Origin of the sequence: Neotabrizicola paludis (assembly GCF_044142105.1) — a bacterium.
In the GTDB taxonomy this organism is placed as follows: domain Bacteria; phylum Pseudomonadota; class Alphaproteobacteria; order Rhodobacterales; family Rhodobacteraceae; genus Pseudogemmobacter.
In genome coordinates this window covers 499,181-517,699 of record NZ_JBGTYM010000001.1, presented here as the reverse complement: position 1 = coordinate 517,699, position 18,519 = coordinate 499,181, and the positions used below count along the sequence as shown (strand labels likewise).

Below are 18,519 nucleotides of genomic sequence, written 5' to 3'. Positions count from 1 at the left end.
TTAAGGTTTTCTGAATCCGAAAAATCAACTCATTGATTCAGAACGAATCTCCCTCCTGTCCCTGCGTGGGACAGGGCCAGGCCTAGAACCGCCCCGTCACTGACTGCCACAACAGCTGCCCGCGCCGCGAAAATTCGGACAGGGCCAGCCGCCCCTCGGCCACGGCGCGCGGATCGGCTGCCGCCTGGGCCAGCAAGGACCCTGCCTGCCAGCCCGCCAGGAGCGCCGGGGCCAGCCCCTTCGGCAGCGTCTTGCGGCCCGTCCGCGCCTCGGCCAGCCGGGCAAGCCCCCGCCGCGCCAGCGCCGCCACCTCCACGCCCGCTGGCAGCGGCTGCCGCCCCCGCGCTTCCAGTTCCGGCACGGCTTTCAGAAATCCGGCCAGCCCGGCAGCCCAGCCCATGGCGCGGAAAACCGGCTCTGTCCCGTCCGGCGCGCCAAGCGCCCGGCCCGCCAGCACCATCAACCCGCCGCCGGTGGCATCCAGATAGTCGTCCAGCGCCTCGGGCCCGTCAAAAGGCGCCCGCCAGCAATCCCAGCGCCGCGCCGCGACCAGCCTGTCCAGCAGATCGACCGGCAAGCCCGCCTCCTGCACCAGATCATGCAGCGGCCCGGCCACTTCATGCGCCTTGGCCGGGCCACCTGCCCCCGCCGCCTCGACCACATCGCGCCACCATTGCAGCCGCATCTCGGCCACCAGCGGCTCTTTCGCCACCCAGGGCGCGCGCGCCACCTCAAGGTTGAAGGCATAGAGGGGGAAAAGGGCCGCCCGCGCCCAGACCGGTGCCGCCATGACCGCAAGGAAACGGTCAGGGTCGCCACGTTGGACAAGAAGGGCGCAGGCTTCGAGACTCATCCCTCGCAGATAGCGCAGGGCCGTGCCATGGGAAAGCGGCTCATCGCGCCGCGATCATGGCCCGCAATCTGCCAAGGAAGTCGATCACCACCGGATCGGGGCAGCTCGCGCTCAGCCCGTCGAAACCGCCGGCCGCCGGGTCCAGCCGGACGCCATCCATCCCATAGTCCGGGCAGGCGGCAAGGGTGCGGCGCTGGCGCTGTGCCACTTTGGGGCCTTGCTTGGCGGCATAGGCCACAAGCTCCGCATAAAGCCCTGGCCTCCCCAGAACCGCATGTTGCGATGCCCCCTCCCCGAAGGGACCGCTTGTCGCGGTGACGACCTTGTCGTCGACATAGACCGTGACCGTGGAACTGCCCGAAAAGCTGCCGCCGCTGAAGATCTCGATCCGCGCCAGGCCCGGATCACCCGGCGACTGGCCCCCGGGCCCGACGCAGCCAGCCAAAGCCAGCACCCCTATCAGAGCCCTCAGTCGCGCCATCTCGCCCCCTCTCAGACCGCCGCCCCGTCGCGGATCAGCTTCCACTGGATCGCATCCAGAAGCGCCTCGAAACTGGCATCGACGATGTTCGGGCTGACGCCCACCGTCGACCAGCGCCGCCCCTGGCCATCCTCGCTGTCGATGATGACACGGGTCACTGCCTCTGTCCCGCCTTGGGTGATCCGCACCTTGAAGTCGACGAGCTTCATATCGTCGATCGCCGCCTGATAAGGGCCCAGATCCTTGGCAAGCGCCTTGGACAATGCGTTGACCGGGCCGCGGTCGCTGCCCGCCTCATCGACCGAATCCGAGACCGACATCATCTTCTGCCCGTCGATGGTGACCACGACCACCGCTTCCGACAGGCTGACGACGCGGCCCTGCCGGTCCTTGCGGCGCTCGACCGTCACGCGGTAGCGGTCAACCTCGAAGAACTCCGGGCAAAGGCCCAGTTCGCGCCGCGCCACCAGCTCGAAGCTCGCCTGTGCGCCGTCATAGGCATAGCCCTGGTCTTCGCGCGCCTTCACCTTGTCGAGAATGGCCGAGAGGCGCGGATCCTTGGGATCGACCTCCAGCCCCGCCGCCGCCAGCCGCGCCCGCAGGTTCGACTGGCCCGCCTGATTGCTCATCGGAATCAACCGGGCATTGCCCACAAGGTCCGGGTCGATATGCTCATAGGTCGTCGGATCCTTGAGGATCGCGCTGGCATGAAGCCCCGCCTTATGCGCAAAGGCGCTCGCGCCGACATAGGGCGCCGACCGCAGCGGCACGCGGTTCAGGATATCGTCCAGCATCCGGCTGGCCTTGACCAAGCCTTGCAAGGCGTCATGCGACACGCCCGTCTCGAAGCGGCTGGCATAGGGGGCCTTCAGCAGCAGCGTCGGGATCAGGCTGATCAGATTGGCATTGCCACAGCGTTCACCCAAGCCGTTCAGCGTGCCCTGGATCTGCCGCGCCCCGGCCTCGACCGCGGCCAGCGAATTGGCGACCGCATTGCCGGTATCGTCATGGCAATGGATGCCCAGCCTTTCGCCGGGGATGCCCGCGGCGATCACTTCGGCCACAACCCGGCCGACTTCCGAGGGCAAGGTGCCGCCATTGGTGTCGCACAGGACCACCCAGGCCGCGCCCTCGTCCAGCGCGGCCCGCAGGCAGGACAGGGCATAGGCTGGGTCGGCGCGGTAGCCGTCGAAGAAATGCTCGGCATCGAACAGGGCTTCGCGGCCAAGACCGCGGAGATGGGCAAAGGTTTCGGCGATGGCGTCGCGGTTTTCCTCCAGCGTCACGCCCAGGGCGGTGGTGACATGGAAAGGATGGGTCTTGCCGACCAGGCAGACGCTGGAGGTTCCGGCATTCAGGACGGCGGCGAGAACGTCGTCATTCGCGGCCGAACGCCCCACCCGCTTGGTCATGCCGAAGGCGGTCATCTTTGCCCGCGTCTGCGGGGCGGTGGCGAAGAAGTCGCTGTCGGTCGGATTGGCGCCCGGCCAGCCGCCCTCGATATAATCCACCCCCAGAGCATCGAGCGCGAGGGCGATCTGCGCCTTTTCGGCCGCCGAGAACTGGACGCCCTGGGTCTGCTGGCCGTCGCGCAGCGTGGTGTCGAAGAGGGAGAGGCGGGTGCGGGCGGTCATGGCGGGTCCGGGCAGGTGTCCCACGGTGGGACAGGTTGCGGAGGATGGAAAATCAAGGGCTTGGGTCAGGCGGATTCATGAAGCATTAACGATTGGAGCCGCCTGGCCGCAAATTCCTGCGAAGGAATTTGCAATTTTCTTCGAAGAAAATTGACCGGAGTTTTCGAAAACTCCGGATTGCGCGGGGGGTCATGGCAGTAGCGCCTTCGCCTTGCGGATGTCAAAGTTCGCACGAAGGCTCCCCGTCGCACCTTGTCCAACAGACGCTTTTGTAGCCTTTAACTCCACACCAGCCTCCTGAGCAGCGTTCCGCAAAGCGTCCGCACTTGCGAAGTCTCGATTTCCTCGCAGAGACGCCCACTTGCGCGCGATAGCTGTCGCAATTTGCAACGCTTCTTCACCGACGGCCCAACCAACAGCACCGGCTGAAGGCGCATAGTTGAAGAACCCGAGCAGCTTGGCGCTAGCCAGAAGCTTGGCGCCCTCACCTTGTTTTCGCAGCGCGTAGAGACGCGTCAACGCTGCAGGTGTATTCAGATCGTCCGCAAGCGCCGCGACGACTTCATCGTCAGGTCCCACAGGATCAACGCCACGCGTCGTTTCAAGGAAGCTGAGCAGGGCCTCGTGTGCCTGCCGGGCCTTCTCCGCCGTCCAGTCCATCGGGCTGCGGTAATGCGTGCTCAACAGGACGAAGCGGATCACCTCGCCCGGGATGCCCTGCTCAAGCAGGTCCCGCACCGTGAAGAAATTGCCCAGCGACTTGGACATTTTCTTGCCCTCGACCTGCAGCATCTCATTGTGCAGCCAGACTTTCGCGAAGGCCCCATGCGGATGGGCGCAGGCGCTTTGAGCGATTTCATTCTCATGGTGCGGGAATTGCAGGTCCAGCCCGCCGCCATGAATGTCGAAGCTTTCGCCCAGAAGCTCATAGCTCATCGCCGAGCATTCGATATGCCAGCCGGGGCGGCCGCGGCCCCAGGGGCTGTCCCAGCCCGGCAGATCGGCATCCGACGGCTTCCACAGCACGAAGTCCATCGGGTCTTCCTTGAAGGGCGCGACCTCGACCCGCGCGCCTGCGATCATGTCATCGACCGACCGGCCCGACAGCGCGCCGTATTCGGCATAGGAGCGGACGCGGAACAGGACATGCCCCTCGCGGGCATAGGCATGGCCCTTGGCGATCAGGCTTTCGATCATGGCGATCATCGCGCCGATGAATTCGGTGGCGCGCGGCTCGTGGTCCGGCCGCAGCGCGCCTAGCGCGTCCATGTCGGCGTGATACCAGGCGATGGTTTCCTCGGTCCGCTCGCGGATCAGCTCTTCCAGTGTCTCGGTGCGGCCCAGGGCCTTGCGGCGCTGCGCCTCGGCGTTGATCTTGTCATCGACGTCGGTGAAGTTGCGCACATAGGTGACGTGATCGGCGCCATGGACATGGCGCAACAGGCGGTAGAGCGTGTCGAACACCACCACCGGCCGGGCATTGCCCAGATGCGCCCGGTCATAGACGGTCGGCCCGCAGACATACATGCGCACATCCTGCGGGTTCAGCGGGGTGAAGACCTCTTTCCTGCGGGTCTTCGAATTGGTCAGGCGGATCGAAACCATAAGCCAGTCCTTCGCGCATGCGGGCAGTCCCGCGCGGGGCCTAGGCTTTGTCAGGAAGACATGACGAAAGCGCCCGCGCGACCGAGGTCAGCGGGTAATGCAGCAGATGCGGATGTTGCGCAATGTCGTCATGGCGGCGGGCTTATACCAGCGGCGGGCAGCCGCAAAGCGAAATCTACGGTCCCGCCCTTGCGCGAGTTCGGGCAAGGCCACCTTGCGGGGGCGCGCGATGCGGCGCAGGCTGGGCCTGTGCCGCCACGGAGCGAAAGATCATGGCTTCCCCTGCCCCACTTGCCGCCGCCTGCCTTGTTCTTGGCCTTGCCGCCGCGACCGCCGAGGCCAGGTCTCCGCGAGACTTGATCTTTGGTGGCGAAGAGGCGTGCTATCTGCGCAGCTATTCCATCGCCCATCTTGCGGGCCATCCCGCGCAGCGGGTGCGCTGGATCGCGCTGGCGCCGAGACCCGAGGAAAGCGATGCGCGCTTTCAGGCGGTGACCCTGTCCCTGCGCCTGCGCGGCGCGGACGAGATCTACAGTTCGGTCGCCTATTGCGAGAACGAAGGCGGCCAGATGTATTGCGAGATGGAAGGTGATGGCGGTGCCTTCAGCCTTGAACCGCGCGAAGGCGCGGTGCTGGTCAAGGTGTCCAGCCTTGGCATGGCGTTCGAGGGCGCGCAGGATTTCATCGAGATTTCCGGCGTCCAGGGCGATGACCGCAGCTTCCTCTTGTCGCTGGATATGAAAAAGCCCTGCCCCTGACGGGACAGGACTTTCTTCGTCAACTCTAGCGCTTAGAAGCGGTAGTTCACGCGCGCCGAGAAGGTGGTGGCGTCAAGATCGACACCGCTATTGTCGAAATTGTCGAACTTGTGCTGCAGGATCTCGCCGCCGACCGTCCAGGTGTCGTTCAGGGCATGTTCCATGCCCACACCGTAGAAATAGCCGTTATCCGTGGCGCCCGTGCCGCCCAGGGTGGCGTCGGCCCAGGCACCGCCTGCGGTCGCATAGACGAGATTGCTGCCGAGGTCCGCACCGGCCATCAGCTTGAGGCGGGCGACCGAATCCAGCGAACCGGCTGCGCCGCCCGGGCCAAGATCGACATTCGAGGTGTCATATTCGCCTTCGACGCCGAGGACGGTCTTGCCGAGATCCCAGCGATACCCGGCATGGATACCGCCGATCATGCCGTTGCCGTCGGCACCGGCGCCGTTCGAGCCGATATCCGCATAGCCAAGTTGCGCACCGCCATAGAACCCGCCCCAATCGGCCGAGGGGGCGACGACCGCCACCGGCGCCGGGGTGATGACGGGTTCTTCAATGGCCTGCACCGGGCCACCGGCGAGGGCCGGCAGGGCCAGCGGAAGGGCCAGGGTCGAGGTCGCCAGAATGGCTGCAAAGCGTTTCATGTCACTCTCCTTCGTTTCGGGTCCCGCTTCCAACTTAGGAACTGCTCGGTTCCGGCGCGGGACTTCCGGGGTAAACTGTGGGAGTGCGGCGAGGTTCCCGCAACCGGGCGTCACCCCGCTGTGATGGCGCTGTGAAGTCTTGTGTGCAGGTGCAGCATGAACTGGCCGATGGCCACGGCTGCTTCAGCGGAAAGGGGCCGATGCCGTCGCGTCAGGCGCGTTCGGCCAGCGCGAGCCAGTCTTCCTCGGCCGCCGCCAGGGCGGCCTGGCGTTCGGCCAGACCCTCGCTCGCCTTGCGGAACTTGACCGGCTCGGCGGTGAAGAGATCGGGCTGGGCAAGGAAGTCGGACAGTTTGGCGATCTCGGCCTCCAACCGGGCGATCAGCGCCGGCAGGTCGTCAAAGCGTTTGCGTTCCGTGAAGGACAGGCCCTCGCCCCTGGTCTTCGGCGCGGTCTCCTGCTTCAGCTTCGGCGCGGAAGTCACCGGCCTTGCGTCATCTTCCGGCGCAGGGCGCTGTGCGGCATAGTCCGACCAGCCGCCCGGATAGACCATGGCCTTGCCGTCGCCTTCCAGCGCCACGGTGGCCGTTGCGATGCGGTCGATGAAATCGCGGTCATGGCTGACCAGCAGGACGGTTCCGTCAAACTCGCCCAGGAGATCCTGCAACAGTTCCAGCGTCTCCACGTCAAGGTCGTTGGTCGGCTCGTCCAGGATCAGCAGGTTCGCGGGCCGCGCCATCAGCTTGGCCAGAAGAAGCCGCGCCTTCTCGCCGCCCGACAGGCTGCGCACCGGGGCGCGGGCCTGGGCCTCGTCGAAGAGGAAGTCCTTGAGATAGGCGACGACATGGCGGTTCTGGCCGCGCACCAGAACCTGATCGGTCGCGCCGGAAATCGCCATCAGCGGATCTCCGGTCAGGTTTTCCCACAGGCTGGCATCGGCATCCAGGGCGGCGCGCGTCTGGTCGAAGACGGCGATCTCAAGGTTCGTGCCAAGCGAGACAGTACCGGAATCCGGTTCAACTTCGCCGGTCAACATCTTGAGAAGCGTGGTCTTTCCCACACCATTCGGCCCGACGAAGGCCACGCGGTCGCCGCGCAGGACACGCAGATCGAAATCCTTGACGATCAGCTTGTCGCCGAAGCGTTTGGTCAGGCCTTCGGCCTCGATCACCTTGCGGCCCGAAGTCGGCCCCGCCTCGAATTCCAGCGCGGCCGTGCCCTGGCGGCGGATCTGGCTGCGGCGCTCCTCGCGCAGCGCCGCCAGCGCTCGCACCCGGCCCATATTGCGCTTGCGCCGTGCCGAAATGCCCTCGACCGCCCATTTCGCCTCGGCCTTGATCTTGCGGTCCAGCTTGTGACGAGCCTCGTCCTCTTCGGCCCAGACCTGTTCGCGCCACTCCTCGAAGCCCTCGAACCCGGCCTCGCGGCGGCGCACTTCGCCCCGGTCGATCCACAGCACGGCGCGCGACAGGGCCCTGAGAAAGGCGCGGTCGTGGCTGATCAGGACGAAGGCGGTGCGGGTGCCGCGCAATTCCGCCTCAAGCCATTCGATGGCCTGGATGTCGAGATGGTTGGTCGGCTCGTCCAGAAGCATCAGTTCCGGTGCTTCGGCCAGAAGCTTCGCCAGCGCCGCGCGCCGCCGTTCGCCGCCCGAGGCGGTGGCGACCGGCGCTTCGGGGCGGAATTTCAGCCCCTCGGCCACGACCGACAGGCGGTAGCCCTCGCCCTCGGGCAAGGCAGAGGCGGCATAATCGCCCAGTGTCGCAAAGCCCGACAGGTCGGGGTCCTGTTCCATATAGCCCACGGTCACGCCTTGTGGCACGACGCGGGTGCCACGGTCGGGTTCCACCAGCCCGGCCATGACCTTCATCAGCGTCGACTTGCCCGAGCCGTTGCGCCCGACAAGCGCCAGCCGGTCGCCCGGCTGCACGGTCAGCGAAAGCCCGTCGAAAACCGGATTGCCGCCGAAGGTCAGCGAGATGTCGGAAAGCTGGAGAAGGGGTGCGCGCGCCATGCCGGGCAGCTAGGCCCGCCGCAGGCCAAGGTCAACTGCCCGCCGCTTCATCGCGGCGAAAATACTGCGCCGAAGCCCCGCCAGGTCGAGCACCGCGCTGTTCGCCGCCGCAACCCGCACCCCATCTGCCGCAAACGTCCTTGCAGGCGCCGCCCCACGGCCTAGAACAAGGGCAGGAACGGGAGACGGACATGGCCGAGGACGCGCTGGTAATCTTCACCCCCTCGGGCAAGCGGGGCCGCTTTGCCCTTGGCACCCCGGTGCTGACGGCCGCGCGCCAGCTTGGCGTCGATCTCGATTCGGTCTGCGGCGGGCGCGGGATCTGTTCGAAATGCCAGATCACCCCCGGCTATGGCGAATTCCCGAAGCATGGTGTCACCGTCGCGGCGGATGCGCTGAGCGAATGGAACGCGGTGGAAGACCGCTACAAGCGGATTCGCGGCCTGCTGGATGGCCGCCGTCTGGGCTGCCAGGCCAAGGTCATGGGCGATGTGGTCATCGACGTGCCGCCGGAAAGCCAGGTCCATAAGCAGGTGATCCGCAAATCCGCGACCGAGCGGCATATCGAGATGGACCCGGCCACCCGCGCGCTTTACGTCGAGGTGGAAGAGCCCGACATGGAGGAACCCTCGGGCGACTTCGAACGGCTGGCCCGCGCGCTCAAGGCGCAATGGGGCATCGAGGCCATCGACGCCGATCTGACCGTGCTGCGCCGTTTGCAGCCGGTTCTGCGCAAGGGCGAATGGAAAGTCACGGTGGTCTTGAACCGTGGCAATCATGACGCGGCGCATCGGGTGCTGGACATCTTCCCGGGCTTTGACGAAAGGCCGCTTCTGGGGCTGGCGGTGGATCTGGGATCGACCACCATCGCGGCGCATCTGTGCGATCTGCGCGACGGGCGGGTGCTGGCCTCCAGCGGGCTGATGAACCCGCAGATCCGCTTCGGCGAAGACCTGATGAGCCGGGTCTCCTATGCGATGATGAACCCCGGCGGCGATGTGGAAATGACCCGCGCCGTGCGCGAGGCGCTGAACACGCTGTCGGGCGAGATCGCGGGTCAGGCCGGCGTGGCGGCCGAGGCGATCTATGAGATGGTCCTGGTCTGCAACCCGGTGATGCACCATCTGTTCCTGGGCGTCGATCCTGTGGAACTGGGCCAGTCGCCCTTTGCGCTGGCGCAATCCTCCAGCCTGTCGCTGGACACGCGCGAGGTTGATCTGACCGCGCTGAACCGCAATGCCCGGCTGTACGTGCTGCCCTGCATTGCGGGGCATGTCGGCGCGGATTGCGCCGCCGTCGCCCTGTCGGAAGAGCCGCAGAAGTCGAAGGACATGGTGTTGATCGTCGATGTCGGAACCAATGCCGAGATCCTGCTCGGCAATGAGGACCGCGTGCTCGCCTGTTCCTCGCCCACCGGCCCGGCTTTCGAAGGCGCGCAGATTTCAAGCGGACAGCGCGCGGCGCCGGGGGCGATCGAGCGGGTGGAGATCGATCCGGTGACCAAGGAGCCGCGCTTCCGGGTCATCGGCTCGGATTTGTGGTCCGACGATCCGGGCTTTGCGGCGGCGACCGCCGTGACCGGAATCACCGGCATCTGTGGCTCGGGCATCATCGAGGCGGTGGCCGAAATGCGATTGGCCGGTTTGGTCGATGCGGGCGGGCTGATCGGCGGCCCCGAACAGACCGGGACGCAGCGCTGCCTGCCCTATGGCCGGACCCATTCCTATCTGCTGCATGACGGCCGCGCCGAGGGCGGACCGAAGATCATGGTGACGCAGGGTGACATCCGCGCCATCCAACTTGCGAAATCGGCTCTCTATGCCGGGGCGCGGCTGCTGATGGACGAGATCGGGGTTGAGAAGGTCGACCGGGTGACGCTGGCCGGGGCCTTTGGCGCCCATATCAGCGCCAAACACGCGATGGTTCTGGGGATGATCCCGGATGTGCCGATGGAGAAAGTGACAAGTGCGGGCAATGCCGCGGGCACGGGCGCGCGGATCGCGCTGCTGAACCGGGCCGCGCGCGACCAGATCGAGGATGTGGTCCATCACATCCACAAGGTCGAAACCGCGATCGAGCCGCGCTTCCAGGAACATTTCGTCAATGCGAATGCGATCCCGCATGCGGTCGATCCTTTCCCGGAACTGCGCAAGATCGTCAGCCTGCCCGAGGTCAGCTTCAATACGGGCGGCAGCGGCGGCGAGGGGCGCGGGCGGCGGCGGCGGCAAGAGGCCGGCTGAGCGGGCCGTGTAAGGGCTTGCCCGCACGGGGCTTTCGCGACAGGATCGGCGCATGGAGGACCCCGTCGCTGATCTTCTGCACCGCTGTGCCGCGCGCGACCGCGCGGCCTTTTCTGCGCTTTACCGCGAAACATCGGCGAAACTTATGGGCGTCCTGCTCCGTATCCTTGGGCGCAGGTCCGAAGCGGAGGACGCCTTGCAGGAGGTGTACACAAGGGCATGGCTGCGGGCCGGGCGGTATGACGCGCAAAAGGGGCGCGGCATGACCTGGCTGATCGCGATCGCGCGCAACCATGCCATTGACCGGCTCCGCGCCCGCCGCCCCGAGGCCGAGGAGGCGGGCGAGGATCGGCTGGCCCAGTTGGCCGATGCCACGCCGCGCGCCGAGGCCCGTCTGGTGGCGCTGGGAGAAGTGGCGCGGATGCGCGACTGCTTTGACCAGTTGGAACCCGACCGGGCCGAGGCGGTGCGCGGCGCCTATCTGGTCGGCCTGTCCTATGCCGAACTTGCCGCGCGCCATGCGGTGCCGCTGAACACCCTGCGCACCTGGCTGCGGCGCAGCCTTCTGCGCCTGCGGGAGTGTCTGGACGCATGAGCGACACCCCTGCCCTGCCCCCAGACGACGAAAGCGATGCCCTGGCCGCGGAATATGTGCTGGGCGTGCTGGACCTGCCGGAACGGCTTTCTGCCGAGGCGCGGGCGCGGACCGATGGCGCCTTCGCGGCGCGCGTGGCGCGCTGGGAGAACCGCTTCGCGCCGCTGAACGAGGGCTATGACGACGTGCCTGCGCCGCCCGAACTTTTCGCGCGGATCGAGGCGCGGCTTTTCCCGCGCGCATCGGCACAGCGCGGCGGTTGGCTGGGCTGGGCGCTTGGCGGGCTTGCGGTCGCGGTGGCGGTGCTCGCCTTCGTCTTCCTGCCGCTGTTGCAACCGGGCCCCGAGCGTCTGGCGCGGCTTGCGACAGAAGATGGCGCAACGGCCTATGAGGCGACCTGGGTTGAGGGCGACATGACCGTGACCCGCGTCGCAGGCACTCCGGCCCCGCAGGGCCAGGTGCATGAGCTGTGGCTCATACCGCCGGGCGGCGCCCCTGTATCGCTGGGCCTGCTGGAAGCCGCGCCGCTGACCCTGCCAGGCCCGCGCCCGCAGGCGGGCTGGACCCTTGCGATCACGCTTGAACCCGCAGGTGGCAGCCCTATCGATGGCCCGACCGGGCCAGTGGTGATGTCGGCCGAGATCGGCACCTGATCACGGCTGCGTGAAACTTGTCAGATTTCGCCGTTCGCCTGAAACTCCCCCGAAAACCGCCTCGTAACTGCGGGCACAACGGCAGGATGGTCCTGCCGGTCAACGGGAGAGAGACCTGATGAAAGCCCTTCGCCTTGCCGCCATTCTGGCCCTGACCGCCTCGACCGCCTTTGCCGCCAATCCCGATGTCGGCGGAGCGCCGATGTATGAGAACAAGAACATTGTCGAGAACGCGGTGAACTCGGCCGATCACACGACGCTGGTCGCCGCAGTGCAGGCCGCAGGCCTGGTGGAGACGCTGTCGGGCACCGGTCCCTTCACCGTTTTTGCGCCGACCAATGAGGCCTTTGCCAAGCTGCCGGCCGGTACGGTGGAAAACCTGCTGAAGCCGGAAAACAAGGAAATGCTGACCAAGATCCTGACCTGCCATGTGGTCGCGGCCGATGCGATGGCGGCGGATATCGAGAAGATCGTGGCCGATGATGGCGGCAAGCACGTCATCAAGACCGTGGGCGGCTGCGAATTCACCGCCATGGCCAAGGATGGCAAGGTGATGATCGAGGACGGCCAGGGCAATGTTGCCAATGTCACGATTGCCGATGTGAAGCAGTCGAACGGCGTGATCCACGTCATTGACACGGTTCTGCTTCCCGCGATGTAAGTCCCCAGCCCGCGCGAAGCGAAAGGCGGTTGACGGTCCCTCGCCGGCAGCCGTTTCCCTCTGCCCGCCACGCCGTCTCTCCAGACCGCGCTGACCGCAGGACGGTCCATCATCGCCCTGGCCGGGGTTGGCTCGAACGGGGGATAGATCGACATTCGCCGCAAGCCTGGGAACGTGCGCGCAGCTTTGGCGCGCGCCGTGCCGTAGCATCCGCCCAAGACCGAGATCGGCCCGATACGCGCTGCCCTCTGCACAGGCTTCTGGAGCGATTCCGTTGCCCGAAGACTATGTTGCCGCCGAACGGGCGCTTTTCCTGACCGATCGCTAACAGCCGCAGATCACGCTGACGAAACCCTGCACCCGACCCCGGGCGGGCGGCGCGAGGCGCTTGACGCGCCGCCCGGCATGGCATACCTCAGGCCGCACGCGGGTGTAGCTCAATGGTAGAGCAGAAGCTTCCCAAGCTTACGACGAGGGTTCGATTCCCTTCACCCGCTCCATCCCCCGGACAGTACAGGAACAGGCCGATGCGTCCTGCTTTGCTTGCCCTTTTCCTTTGCAGCGCAGGCCCGGCACTGGCCGAAACCCTGCCTTTCGAGGGGAAATGGGACTGCGAGGTCGGCACTTTCACCTTCACCGGCCAGATCTACGATCCTGGCGGCGATCCGATGGACATCCTTGACGCGACGCAGGAAGACGGCGTCTGGGTCCTGACCTTTGCCGATGACTATCAGATCTCGCTCGAGATGAATGCCGACGGCACGATGGGCTGGTATTCGCCGATCTCGGGCGACAGCTTCCTGTGCAAGCCGCTGCCCTGAGCGTATTGGCCTGATGGCGGGCTTTGTGCGGCCCGGGTTCCGGCCTATGCTGCGCGCCGCAGGCCTTTCGCCCGCGATGATGGGGAGGATATGCCATGAAGAAGCTGTTTTCGACCGCCGCCATCGCTTTTGTGCTGGCTGGCCCGGCGCTTGCGACGCAATGCCCGATGCTGATGGGCCAGATCGACGAGGCGTTCAAGACCACGAGTGTTGACGAAGCAACCAAGGCCCAAGTCATGACCCTTTATGAAGAAGGCAAGGCGGCGCATGAGGCAGGCGATCACCCGACCTCGGAAGCCAAGCTGCACGAGGCCATGGCACTCTTGGGCATGTGATCGGGCAGGCCCGCAAAGCCACAGCGGGGGGACGGCAGTGCGCCGCCCCTTTCGCGCCGCAAATCTGGCCGCTAGAAGGGGCGCGGCAGAACAGAAGGAGCCCTGATATGACCACCGACATCACCCGCTACGGCACCGGCCCCCGCATGTCCGAAGCTGTGGCCTATAACGGCATCCTCTGGGTGGCGGGCCAGGTCGGCAACGCCAGCGACCCGGTGGGTGAGCAGACCAAGCAATGCCTCGCCGAAGTCGACCGCATCCTGGCGGGCGCAGGCATCGACAAGGCCCGCATCCTTTCGGCGCAGATCTGGCTGGCCGACATGGCGGATTTCCCTGCTATGAACGCGGTCTGGGACGCCTGGGTGCCGCAGGGCCACACCCCCGCACGCGCGACCGGCGAGGCCAAGCTGGCCACCCCCGACTACAAGGTCGAGGTCATCGTGACCGCTGCGCTGAAGTAAGCGATCCTGCGACGAAGGATCAAGAAGGGGGCCCTGTGGCCCCCTTTGTCATTGGCGCCCTAGCCGCGCAGGAACGCGACGAGCGCCGCGGTGGAGCCATCCTTGCCGTCCGTGCTTGCGCGCCCTTCCAGCACAGGTTCGAGGGCCAGCGCCAGTTCCTTGCCCAGCTCCACCCCCCATTGGTCATAGGAGTTGATGCCCAGGATCACGCCCTCGACGAAGACGCGGTGTTCATAAAGCGCGATGATCTGACCCAAGGTGAAGGGGGTCAGGCTGTCATAGGCCAGCGTCGTCGAGGGGCGGTTGCCGGGAAAGACGCGGTGGCGGGCCTGACGTTCAAGCTCCGCCCCGGTCGCGCCCTTCTTCGCCATGATCGCGCGGGCTTGGTCAAGATTCCGGCCCCGCAGCAGCGCCTCGGATTGCGCCAGGCAATTGGCCATCAGCAACCTGTGCTGATGCGCAAGGTCGGGTTCGTGGCCGCGGCGCGCGATCAGGAATTCGCAAGGCACGACGCGGGTGCCCTGATGGATCAGCTGGTAGAAGGCGTGCTGGCCGTTCGTGCCCGGCTCGCCCCAGACCACGGGGCCGGAATTCACCGGCAGGTCGGACCCGTCCAGCGCCACGCTCTTGCCATTCGATTCCATCTCGAGCTGCTGGAGATAGGCCGGCAGGCGCGACAGGCGCTGGTCATAGGGCAGGACGGCGCGGGTGGCATGGCCGCAGCCCTGATTGTGCCAGATGCCGACAAGGGCCAGCATGACGGGCATGTTCTGCACCAGGGGTGCGGAGAGGAAATGCTGGTCCATGGCACGGCCGCCCGCCAGGAAGCCGTCGAAATCCTGCGGGCCGACCGCGATCATCAGGCCAAGGCCGATCGGCCCCCACATCGAATAGCGCCCGCCGACCCAATCCTCGAAGCCGAAAACACGGGCAGCGTCGATGCCGAAGGCGGCAGTCTTGTCGGCAGCGGTCGAGACGGCGGCGAATTGCGCGGCGGGATTGGCGACCTTTTCCGCCATCCAGCGCCGCGCTGTTTCGGCATTGGTCATGGTCTCGATCGTGGTGAAGGTCTTGGAGGCGACGATGACCAGCGTCGTCTCGGGGTTCAGCCCCTGAAGCGTGTCATGGATATGCGCGCCGTCGACATTCGAGACATAGTGCAGCCGCGGCCCGTCATGGAAAGGCGCAAGGGCCAGCGTCGCCATGGCCGGGCCAAGATCCGACCCGCCGATGCCGATATTGACCACATCGGTGATGGGGCCGCCCTGCCCCATGAAGCGACCCTTCCGCACATCCTCGGCGAAAGCGTAGGCTCGGGCACGGGTGGCGCGGACCTCGGGCAGGACATCGGTGCCGTCGACCTTGATCACGGCTTCGTCGCCCGCGCGCAGGGCGACATGCAGGACGGCGCGGCCCTCGGTCTCGTTGATCTTCGCGCCTTCGAACATGGCCTTGCGCCGATCCGCCACCCCGGCGGCGTCGGCCAAAGCAACGAGGATGTCGCGCGCCTCGCTATCGATGCCGGTCTTGGCATAGTCGAGCAGCATTCCATCCGCCGTCACCGAGAATTCGGCGGCGCGGTCGCCTACAGCGAAAAGATCCAGGATGGGCCGGTCGGCAGTGGCTTTGGCATGGGCGACAAGCGCATCCCAGTTCGTCATGGCGGCAGTTCCTATTCGGCCCAATGGACAGTGGCGTTGGCGAGCACCGCCTTGACCGGCGCCTCGCTGGCGGACAGGCCCTGCGCGCGCTCAAGCGCGGCGCGCTTTTCCGGGCCGGTGATCAGGATATGAATGTTCATCGCGCCCGCCAGCACCGGCGCGGTCAGCGTGACGCGCGGCTCGCCCGCGGCTTCGGCCCGCATCGCCAGAAGCAGCGGCGCATCGGCGGCCAGCGCTTCTTCCAGCCGGTCGGCGCCCGGGAAAAGCGAGGCCGTGTGCATGTCGGTGCCCATGCCCAGCAGCAGGACCGAGATCGGCAGATGCGGCCTGATCCCCTCGGCCAGCGCCTCGAGCGCTGGTTCGGGGGTGGTGAAGCCTTCACGGTGCAGCGGCACGAAGTTTGCCGCGGCCGCGCGACCGCGCAGCAGGCGCTGACGCAGGAGGCGGGTGTTCGACCGCTCGCTGGTCTCGTCGACCCATCGCTCGTCATTCAGGAAGATCGCGACATTGGCCCAGTCGATATCCACCCCAGACAGCGTATCGAAGATCGGCCCCGGCGTGGTGCCGCCCGGCACGCAGAACGAGGCCCTGCCATCGCGGCGCAGGAAATCGGCCAGTTGGCCGGCAATCCGGTCGGCAAGGCCCAGATACATGAATTCCCGATCCGGGTAGGTTACCAGTTCCATCACTTGATCTCCCGCCAGCGTCGCCCGTCGCGATGCATCAGCATCAACGCATCTTCCGGGCCGGACGTTCCGGCGTCATAGGGCTGCGGACGGTCGCCCCGCGCTTCCCAGCCTTCGATGATCGGGTCGGTCCAGGCCCAGGCGGCCTCGACCTCGTCGCCACGCATGAAAAGGGTCTGGTTGCCGCGGATCACATCCATGATCAGCCGTTCATAGGCATCGGGCACCTCGGCCGCCTCTGGCCCAAGCGCGGTCGCAAAGGACATGTCCAGCGGCACCTGGGTGAGCCGCATCCCGCCCGGCCCCGGTTCCTTGATCATGACCATCAGGTGCATCCCTTCGTCGGGTTGCAGGCGGATCACCAGAACATTCTCGCGCCAGCCCTCGGCATCGTCAAAGATCGAATGGGGCGGCTCGCGGAAGGTGACGGCGATCTCGCTGGCGCGGGCGCGCAGACGCTTGCCGGTGCGCAGATAGAAGGGTGTGCCCTTCCAACGCCAGTTCGAAATCGCGACCTTCAGCGCGATGTAGCTTTCGGTGCGGCTGTGCGGGTTCTCGGAATCCTCCAGATAGCTGCCCTCGCCGCCGCCACCAAGATATTGACCCCGCACGATATCCTGCGGCTGCACAGGGTCGAGCGCGCGGATGACCTTGAGCTTTTCGTCGCGCACGGCATCGGGGTCGAAGTGATAGGGCGGCTCCATCGCGATCAGGCAGAGAAGCTGCATCAGGTGGTTCTGAACCATGTCCCGCATCGTGCCGGATTTGTCGTAATAGGCGCCGCGCCCGTTCACGCCCACCGTCTCGGCGACGGTGATCTGGACATGGTCGATATATTCCGACTTCCACAACGGCTCGAACAGGATATTGGCGAAGCGCACCGCCATCAGGTTCTGCACCGTCTCTTTGCCAAGGTAATGGTCGATCCGGTAGATCTGGCTTTCGGTGAAATGCTTGGCCAGCGTTTCGTTCAACGCGCGCGCCGAGGCGAGATCACGACCGAAGGGCTTTTCCACCACGATGCGGGCATCTGGCCCGGCAATGCCATTGTCGGTCAGGCGCAGGGCGATGTCGCCGAACAGGGCCGGCGCGACCGAGAAGTAATAGGCCTGCACCACATCGGAGCGCATGGTTTCCTTGAGCTGCGACCAGCCTTGCGTGCCCTTGGCGTCGATGGCGACATAGGACAGGCGCTGGAGGAAGGCGGCGAGCGCCTCTTTGTCCTGCGCGGCCTTGGGCATGAATTCCGCCACAGCATCGGCCACCAAGGCGCGAAACTCGTCATCGCTGTGTTCGGCCCGCGCGGCGCCGATGATGCGGGCCTCGGGCGGCATCTGCCCGGCCTGGAACCGGCGGAACAGGCCCGGCAGTATCTTGCGGCGGGCGAGGTCGCCAGTGCCGCCGAAGATCACCAGATCGAAAGCCTCGACCGGAATGACACGCGCGACCATGGGTGGCTCCTCGGGATGTCTGTTAGCGCTAACAGTGGCTTTCTAGCGCGAAGCCACTGCCCTGTCCAGCACAGCTTCTAGCACCTTTGGAGCCAGGGCCAAAGGCCAGGGACGTTACAGAAGCCAGGAGCGCCGACGTCACGCCTCCAGTTCGGCATCCCAATAGAGGTAATCCATCCAGCTGTCATGCAGGTGGTTCGGCGGAAAGCGGCGGCCATGAGCCTGCATTTCCTCGGCGGTCGGAGGACGCGCCGGGCGGCGCAGCGTCAGACCGGACTGGCGCAGGGTCTTGTTGCCCTTTCGCAAATTGCAGGGCGAACAGGCGGCGACGACATTTTCCCAGGACGTGATCCCCCCGCGCGAGCGCGGCACGACATGATCAAAGGTCAGATCGCCCTTCGATCCGCAATACTGACAGCAGAATTCGTCCCTCAGAAAAAGATTGAAGCGCGTGAAGGCCACGCGCTTCTGGGGTTTGACGAATTCTTTCAGAACCACGACGGAAGGTATCCTGAACTCTTGCCGTTGACTGCGCACCACATGGTCATATTCGGCGACAATCTGCACCCGATCGAGGACGGCGGCCTTGATCGCCTCCTGCCAGGGCCAAAGGCTGAGCGGATAGTAGCTGAGCGGCCGGTAGTCGGCGTTCAGCACCAGCGCGGGAAAATGCTTGAGCGCGGCGGGATCGCGTACGAACTGGGTCCTGAAATCGCCGTCCATTGCCGTCCGATACTCCGCTCTTGCCCGCAGCGGCCGGAACATCCGTCCGGTCTCCTGCGCCCGATGGCCCGAGGGCCGGGAACCCACCCCCGATAGGCTGACTATATCTGGGCCAAAGCCCCACGCAACCCCCCAGCATCTGTGGCACGACCGCAAGGGGCTTGGGTGCCACCTTTGTGAGATTTGGTGTCAGTCGCATGACAATCTACAGGCGGCGCTGCCAAATATGTCAAAAGCCCG

The 18,519-nt window shown here is 65.9% G+C and carries 18 protein-coding genes and 1 tRNA gene; 9 read left to right on the top strand and 10 right to left on the bottom strand.

What is annotated here, in order from left to right; genetic code table 11:
* Nucleotides 1–82: 82 nt before the first annotated feature.
* The 4 genes from ACED67_RS02470 to cysS all read right to left on the bottom strand — a co-directional run bounded on the left by ACED67_RS02470 (nt 83) and on the right by cysS (nt 4,573).
* On the bottom strand, nt 83–853 hold the full coding sequence (locus ACED67_RS02470; RefSeq protein ID WP_395539941.1) for a squalene/phytoene synthase family protein: 771 nt from the start codon (nt 851–853) through the stop codon (nt 83–85).
* Between the two features lie 40 nt (nt 854–893).
* Nucleotides 894–1,334: a hypothetical protein gene (locus ACED67_RS02465; RefSeq protein WP_395539940.1), complete on the bottom strand. Its 441-nt coding sequence runs from the start codon at nt 1,332–1,334 to the stop codon at nt 894–896.
* A gap of 11 nt (nt 1,335–1,345) precedes the next feature.
* Nucleotides 1,346–2,968, bottom strand: a complete 1,623-nt coding sequence (gene cimA, locus ACED67_RS02460) for a citramalate synthase (protein WP_395539939.1) — start codon at nt 2,966–2,968, stop codon at nt 1,346–1,348.
* A 189-nt stretch (nt 2,969–3,157) separates the two neighbouring features.
* Entirely contained in the window at nt 3,158–4,573 is a 1,416-nt protein-coding gene (gene cysS, locus ACED67_RS02455; protein ID WP_395539938.1) for a cysteine--tRNA ligase, read from the bottom strand.
* 272 nt (nt 4,574–4,845) lie between these two features.
* Between cysS and ACED67_RS02450 the strand changes: the two genes are divergently transcribed.
* Nucleotides 4,846–5,331: a hypothetical protein gene (locus ACED67_RS02450; RefSeq protein WP_395539937.1), complete on the top strand. Its 486-nt coding sequence runs from the start codon at nt 4,846–4,848 to the stop codon at nt 5,329–5,331.
* 32 nt (nt 5,332–5,363) lie between these two features.
* Here the strand turns inward: ACED67_RS02450 and ACED67_RS02445 are convergent, their stop codons facing one another.
* Both ACED67_RS02445 and ACED67_RS02440 read right to left on the bottom strand, forming a co-directional pair.
* Nucleotides 5,364–5,978 (bottom strand): outer membrane protein, encoded by a 615-nt coding sequence (locus tag ACED67_RS02445; protein WP_395539936.1) that lies wholly within the window; start codon nt 5,976–5,978, stop codon nt 5,364–5,366.
* A 211-nt stretch (nt 5,979–6,189) separates the two neighbouring features.
* Nucleotides 6,190–7,992, bottom strand: a complete 1,803-nt coding sequence (locus ACED67_RS02440) for an ABC-F family ATP-binding cassette domain-containing protein (protein ID WP_395539935.1) — start codon at nt 7,990–7,992, stop codon at nt 6,190–6,192.
* 191 nt (nt 7,993–8,183) lie between these two features.
* Between ACED67_RS02440 and ACED67_RS02435 the strand changes: the two genes are divergently transcribed.
* From ACED67_RS02435 to ACED67_RS02400, 8 genes are all read left to right on the top strand, one after another.
* Nucleotides 8,184–10,232 (top strand): ASKHA domain-containing protein, encoded by a 2,049-nt coding sequence (locus tag ACED67_RS02435; RefSeq protein WP_395539934.1) that lies wholly within the window; start codon nt 8,184–8,186, stop codon nt 10,230–10,232.
* A gap of 52 nt (nt 10,233–10,284) precedes the next feature.
* Nucleotides 10,285–10,827, top strand: coding sequence for a sigma-70 family RNA polymerase sigma factor (locus ACED67_RS02430; RefSeq protein ID WP_395539933.1), 543 nt, complete (start codon nt 10,285–10,287; stop codon nt 10,825–10,827).
* The gene (locus tag ACED67_RS02425) at nt 10,824–11,480 is read left to right on the top strand and encodes an anti-sigma factor (RefSeq protein ID WP_395539932.1); all 657 of its coding nucleotides are present in this window, start codon (nt 10,824–10,826) and stop codon (nt 11,478–11,480) included. Before ACED67_RS02430 ends, ACED67_RS02425 begins: the two co-directional genes overlap by 4 nt.
* Before the next feature lie 118 nt (nt 11,481–11,598).
* Nucleotides 11,599–12,141 (top strand): fasciclin domain-containing protein, encoded by a 543-nt coding sequence (locus ACED67_RS02420; RefSeq protein ID WP_395539931.1) that lies wholly within the window; start codon nt 11,599–11,601, stop codon nt 12,139–12,141.
* A gap of 426 nt (nt 12,142–12,567) precedes the next feature.
* A tRNA-Gly gene (locus tag ACED67_RS02415) sits at nt 12,568–12,641 on the top strand.
* Between the two features lie 27 nt (nt 12,642–12,668).
* Nucleotides 12,669–12,962 (top strand): hypothetical protein, encoded by a 294-nt coding sequence (locus ACED67_RS02410; protein WP_395539930.1) that lies wholly within the window; start codon nt 12,669–12,671, stop codon nt 12,960–12,962.
* Nucleotides 12,963–13,057: 95 nt separating this feature from the next.
* Nucleotides 13,058–13,297, top strand: coding sequence for a PA2433 domain-containing protein (locus ACED67_RS02405; protein WP_395539929.1), 240 nt, complete (start codon nt 13,058–13,060; stop codon nt 13,295–13,297).
* A 107-nt stretch (nt 13,298–13,404) separates the two neighbouring features.
* Complete coding sequence (locus ACED67_RS02400; protein WP_395539928.1) at nt 13,405–13,758, top strand: RidA family protein; 354 nt, start codon at nt 13,405–13,407, stop codon at nt 13,756–13,758.
* A gap of 59 nt (nt 13,759–13,817) precedes the next feature.
* Here the strand turns inward: ACED67_RS02400 and pgi are convergent, their stop codons facing one another.
* The 4 genes from pgi to ACED67_RS02380 form a co-directional block, all read right to left on the bottom strand.
* A complete protein-coding gene (gene pgi, locus ACED67_RS02395) occupies nt 13,818–15,419 on the bottom strand; it encodes a glucose-6-phosphate isomerase (protein WP_395539926.1) in 1,602 nt (533 codons plus the stop codon).
* 11 nt (nt 15,420–15,430) lie between these two features.
* On the bottom strand, nt 15,431–16,105 hold the full coding sequence (gene pgl, locus ACED67_RS02390; RefSeq protein WP_395539925.1) for a 6-phosphogluconolactonase: 675 nt from the start codon (nt 16,103–16,105) through the stop codon (nt 15,431–15,433).
* A complete protein-coding gene (zwf, locus tag ACED67_RS02385; RefSeq protein ID WP_395539924.1) occupies nt 16,105–17,556 on the bottom strand; it encodes a glucose-6-phosphate dehydrogenase in 1,452 nt (483 codons plus the stop codon). The genes pgl and zwf overlap by 1 nt, the downstream gene beginning before the upstream one ends.
* 138 nt (nt 17,557–17,694) lie before the next feature.
* On the bottom strand, nt 17,695–18,279 hold the full coding sequence (locus ACED67_RS02380) for an HNH endonuclease (protein WP_395540461.1): 585 nt from the start codon (nt 18,277–18,279) through the stop codon (nt 17,695–17,697).
* Between the last annotated feature and the right edge of the window lie 240 nt (nt 18,280–18,519).

Coding starts and splice junctions, on each gene's coding strand:
- ACED67_RS02470 (WP_395539941.1), bottom strand. CDS start 853: ATGAGTCTCGAAGCCTGCGCCCTTCTTGTCCAACGTGGCGACCCTGAC.
- ACED67_RS02465 (WP_395539940.1), bottom strand. CDS start 1,334: ATGGCGCGACTGAGGGCTCTGATAGGGGTGCTGGCTTTGGCTGGCTGC.
- cimA (WP_395539939.1), bottom strand. CDS start 2,968: ATGACCGCCCGCACCCGCCTCTCCCTCTTCGACACCACGCTGCGCGAC.
- cysS (WP_395539938.1), bottom strand. CDS start 4,573: ATGGTTTCGATCCGCCTGACCAATTCGAAGACCCGCAGGAAAGAGGTC.
- ACED67_RS02450 (WP_395539937.1), top strand. CDS start 4,846: ATGGCTTCCCCTGCCCCACTTGCCGCCGCCTGCCTTGTTCTTGGCCTT.
- ACED67_RS02445 (WP_395539936.1), bottom strand. CDS start 5,978: ATGAAACGCTTTGCAGCCATTCTGGCGACCTCGACCCTGGCCCTTCCG.
- ACED67_RS02440 (WP_395539935.1), bottom strand. CDS start 7,992: ATGGCGCGCGCACCCCTTCTCCAGCTTTCCGACATCTCGCTGACCTTC.
- ACED67_RS02435 (WP_395539934.1), top strand. CDS start 8,184: ATGGCCGAGGACGCGCTGGTAATCTTCACCCCCTCGGGCAAGCGGGGC.
- ACED67_RS02430 (WP_395539933.1), top strand. CDS start 10,285: ATGGAGGACCCCGTCGCTGATCTTCTGCACCGCTGTGCCGCGCGCGAC.
- ACED67_RS02425 (WP_395539932.1), top strand. CDS start 10,824: ATGAGCGACACCCCTGCCCTGCCCCCAGACGACGAAAGCGATGCCCTG.
- ACED67_RS02420 (WP_395539931.1), top strand. CDS start 11,599: ATGAAAGCCCTTCGCCTTGCCGCCATTCTGGCCCTGACCGCCTCGACC.
- ACED67_RS02410 (WP_395539930.1), top strand. CDS start 12,669: ATGCGTCCTGCTTTGCTTGCCCTTTTCCTTTGCAGCGCAGGCCCGGCA.
- ACED67_RS02405 (WP_395539929.1), top strand. CDS start 13,058: ATGAAGAAGCTGTTTTCGACCGCCGCCATCGCTTTTGTGCTGGCTGGC.
- ACED67_RS02400 (WP_395539928.1), top strand. CDS start 13,405: ATGACCACCGACATCACCCGCTACGGCACCGGCCCCCGCATGTCCGAA.
- pgi (WP_395539926.1), bottom strand. CDS start 15,419: ATGACGAACTGGGATGCGCTTGTCGCCCATGCCAAAGCCACTGCCGAC.
- pgl (WP_395539925.1), bottom strand. CDS start 16,105: ATGGAACTGGTAACCTACCCGGATCGGGAATTCATGTATCTGGGCCTT.
- zwf (WP_395539924.1), bottom strand. CDS start 17,556: ATGGTCGCGCGTGTCATTCCGGTCGAGGCTTTCGATCTGGTGATCTTC.
- ACED67_RS02380 (WP_395540461.1), bottom strand. CDS start 18,279: ATGGACGGCGATTTCAGGACCCAGTTCGTACGCGATCCCGCCGCGCTC.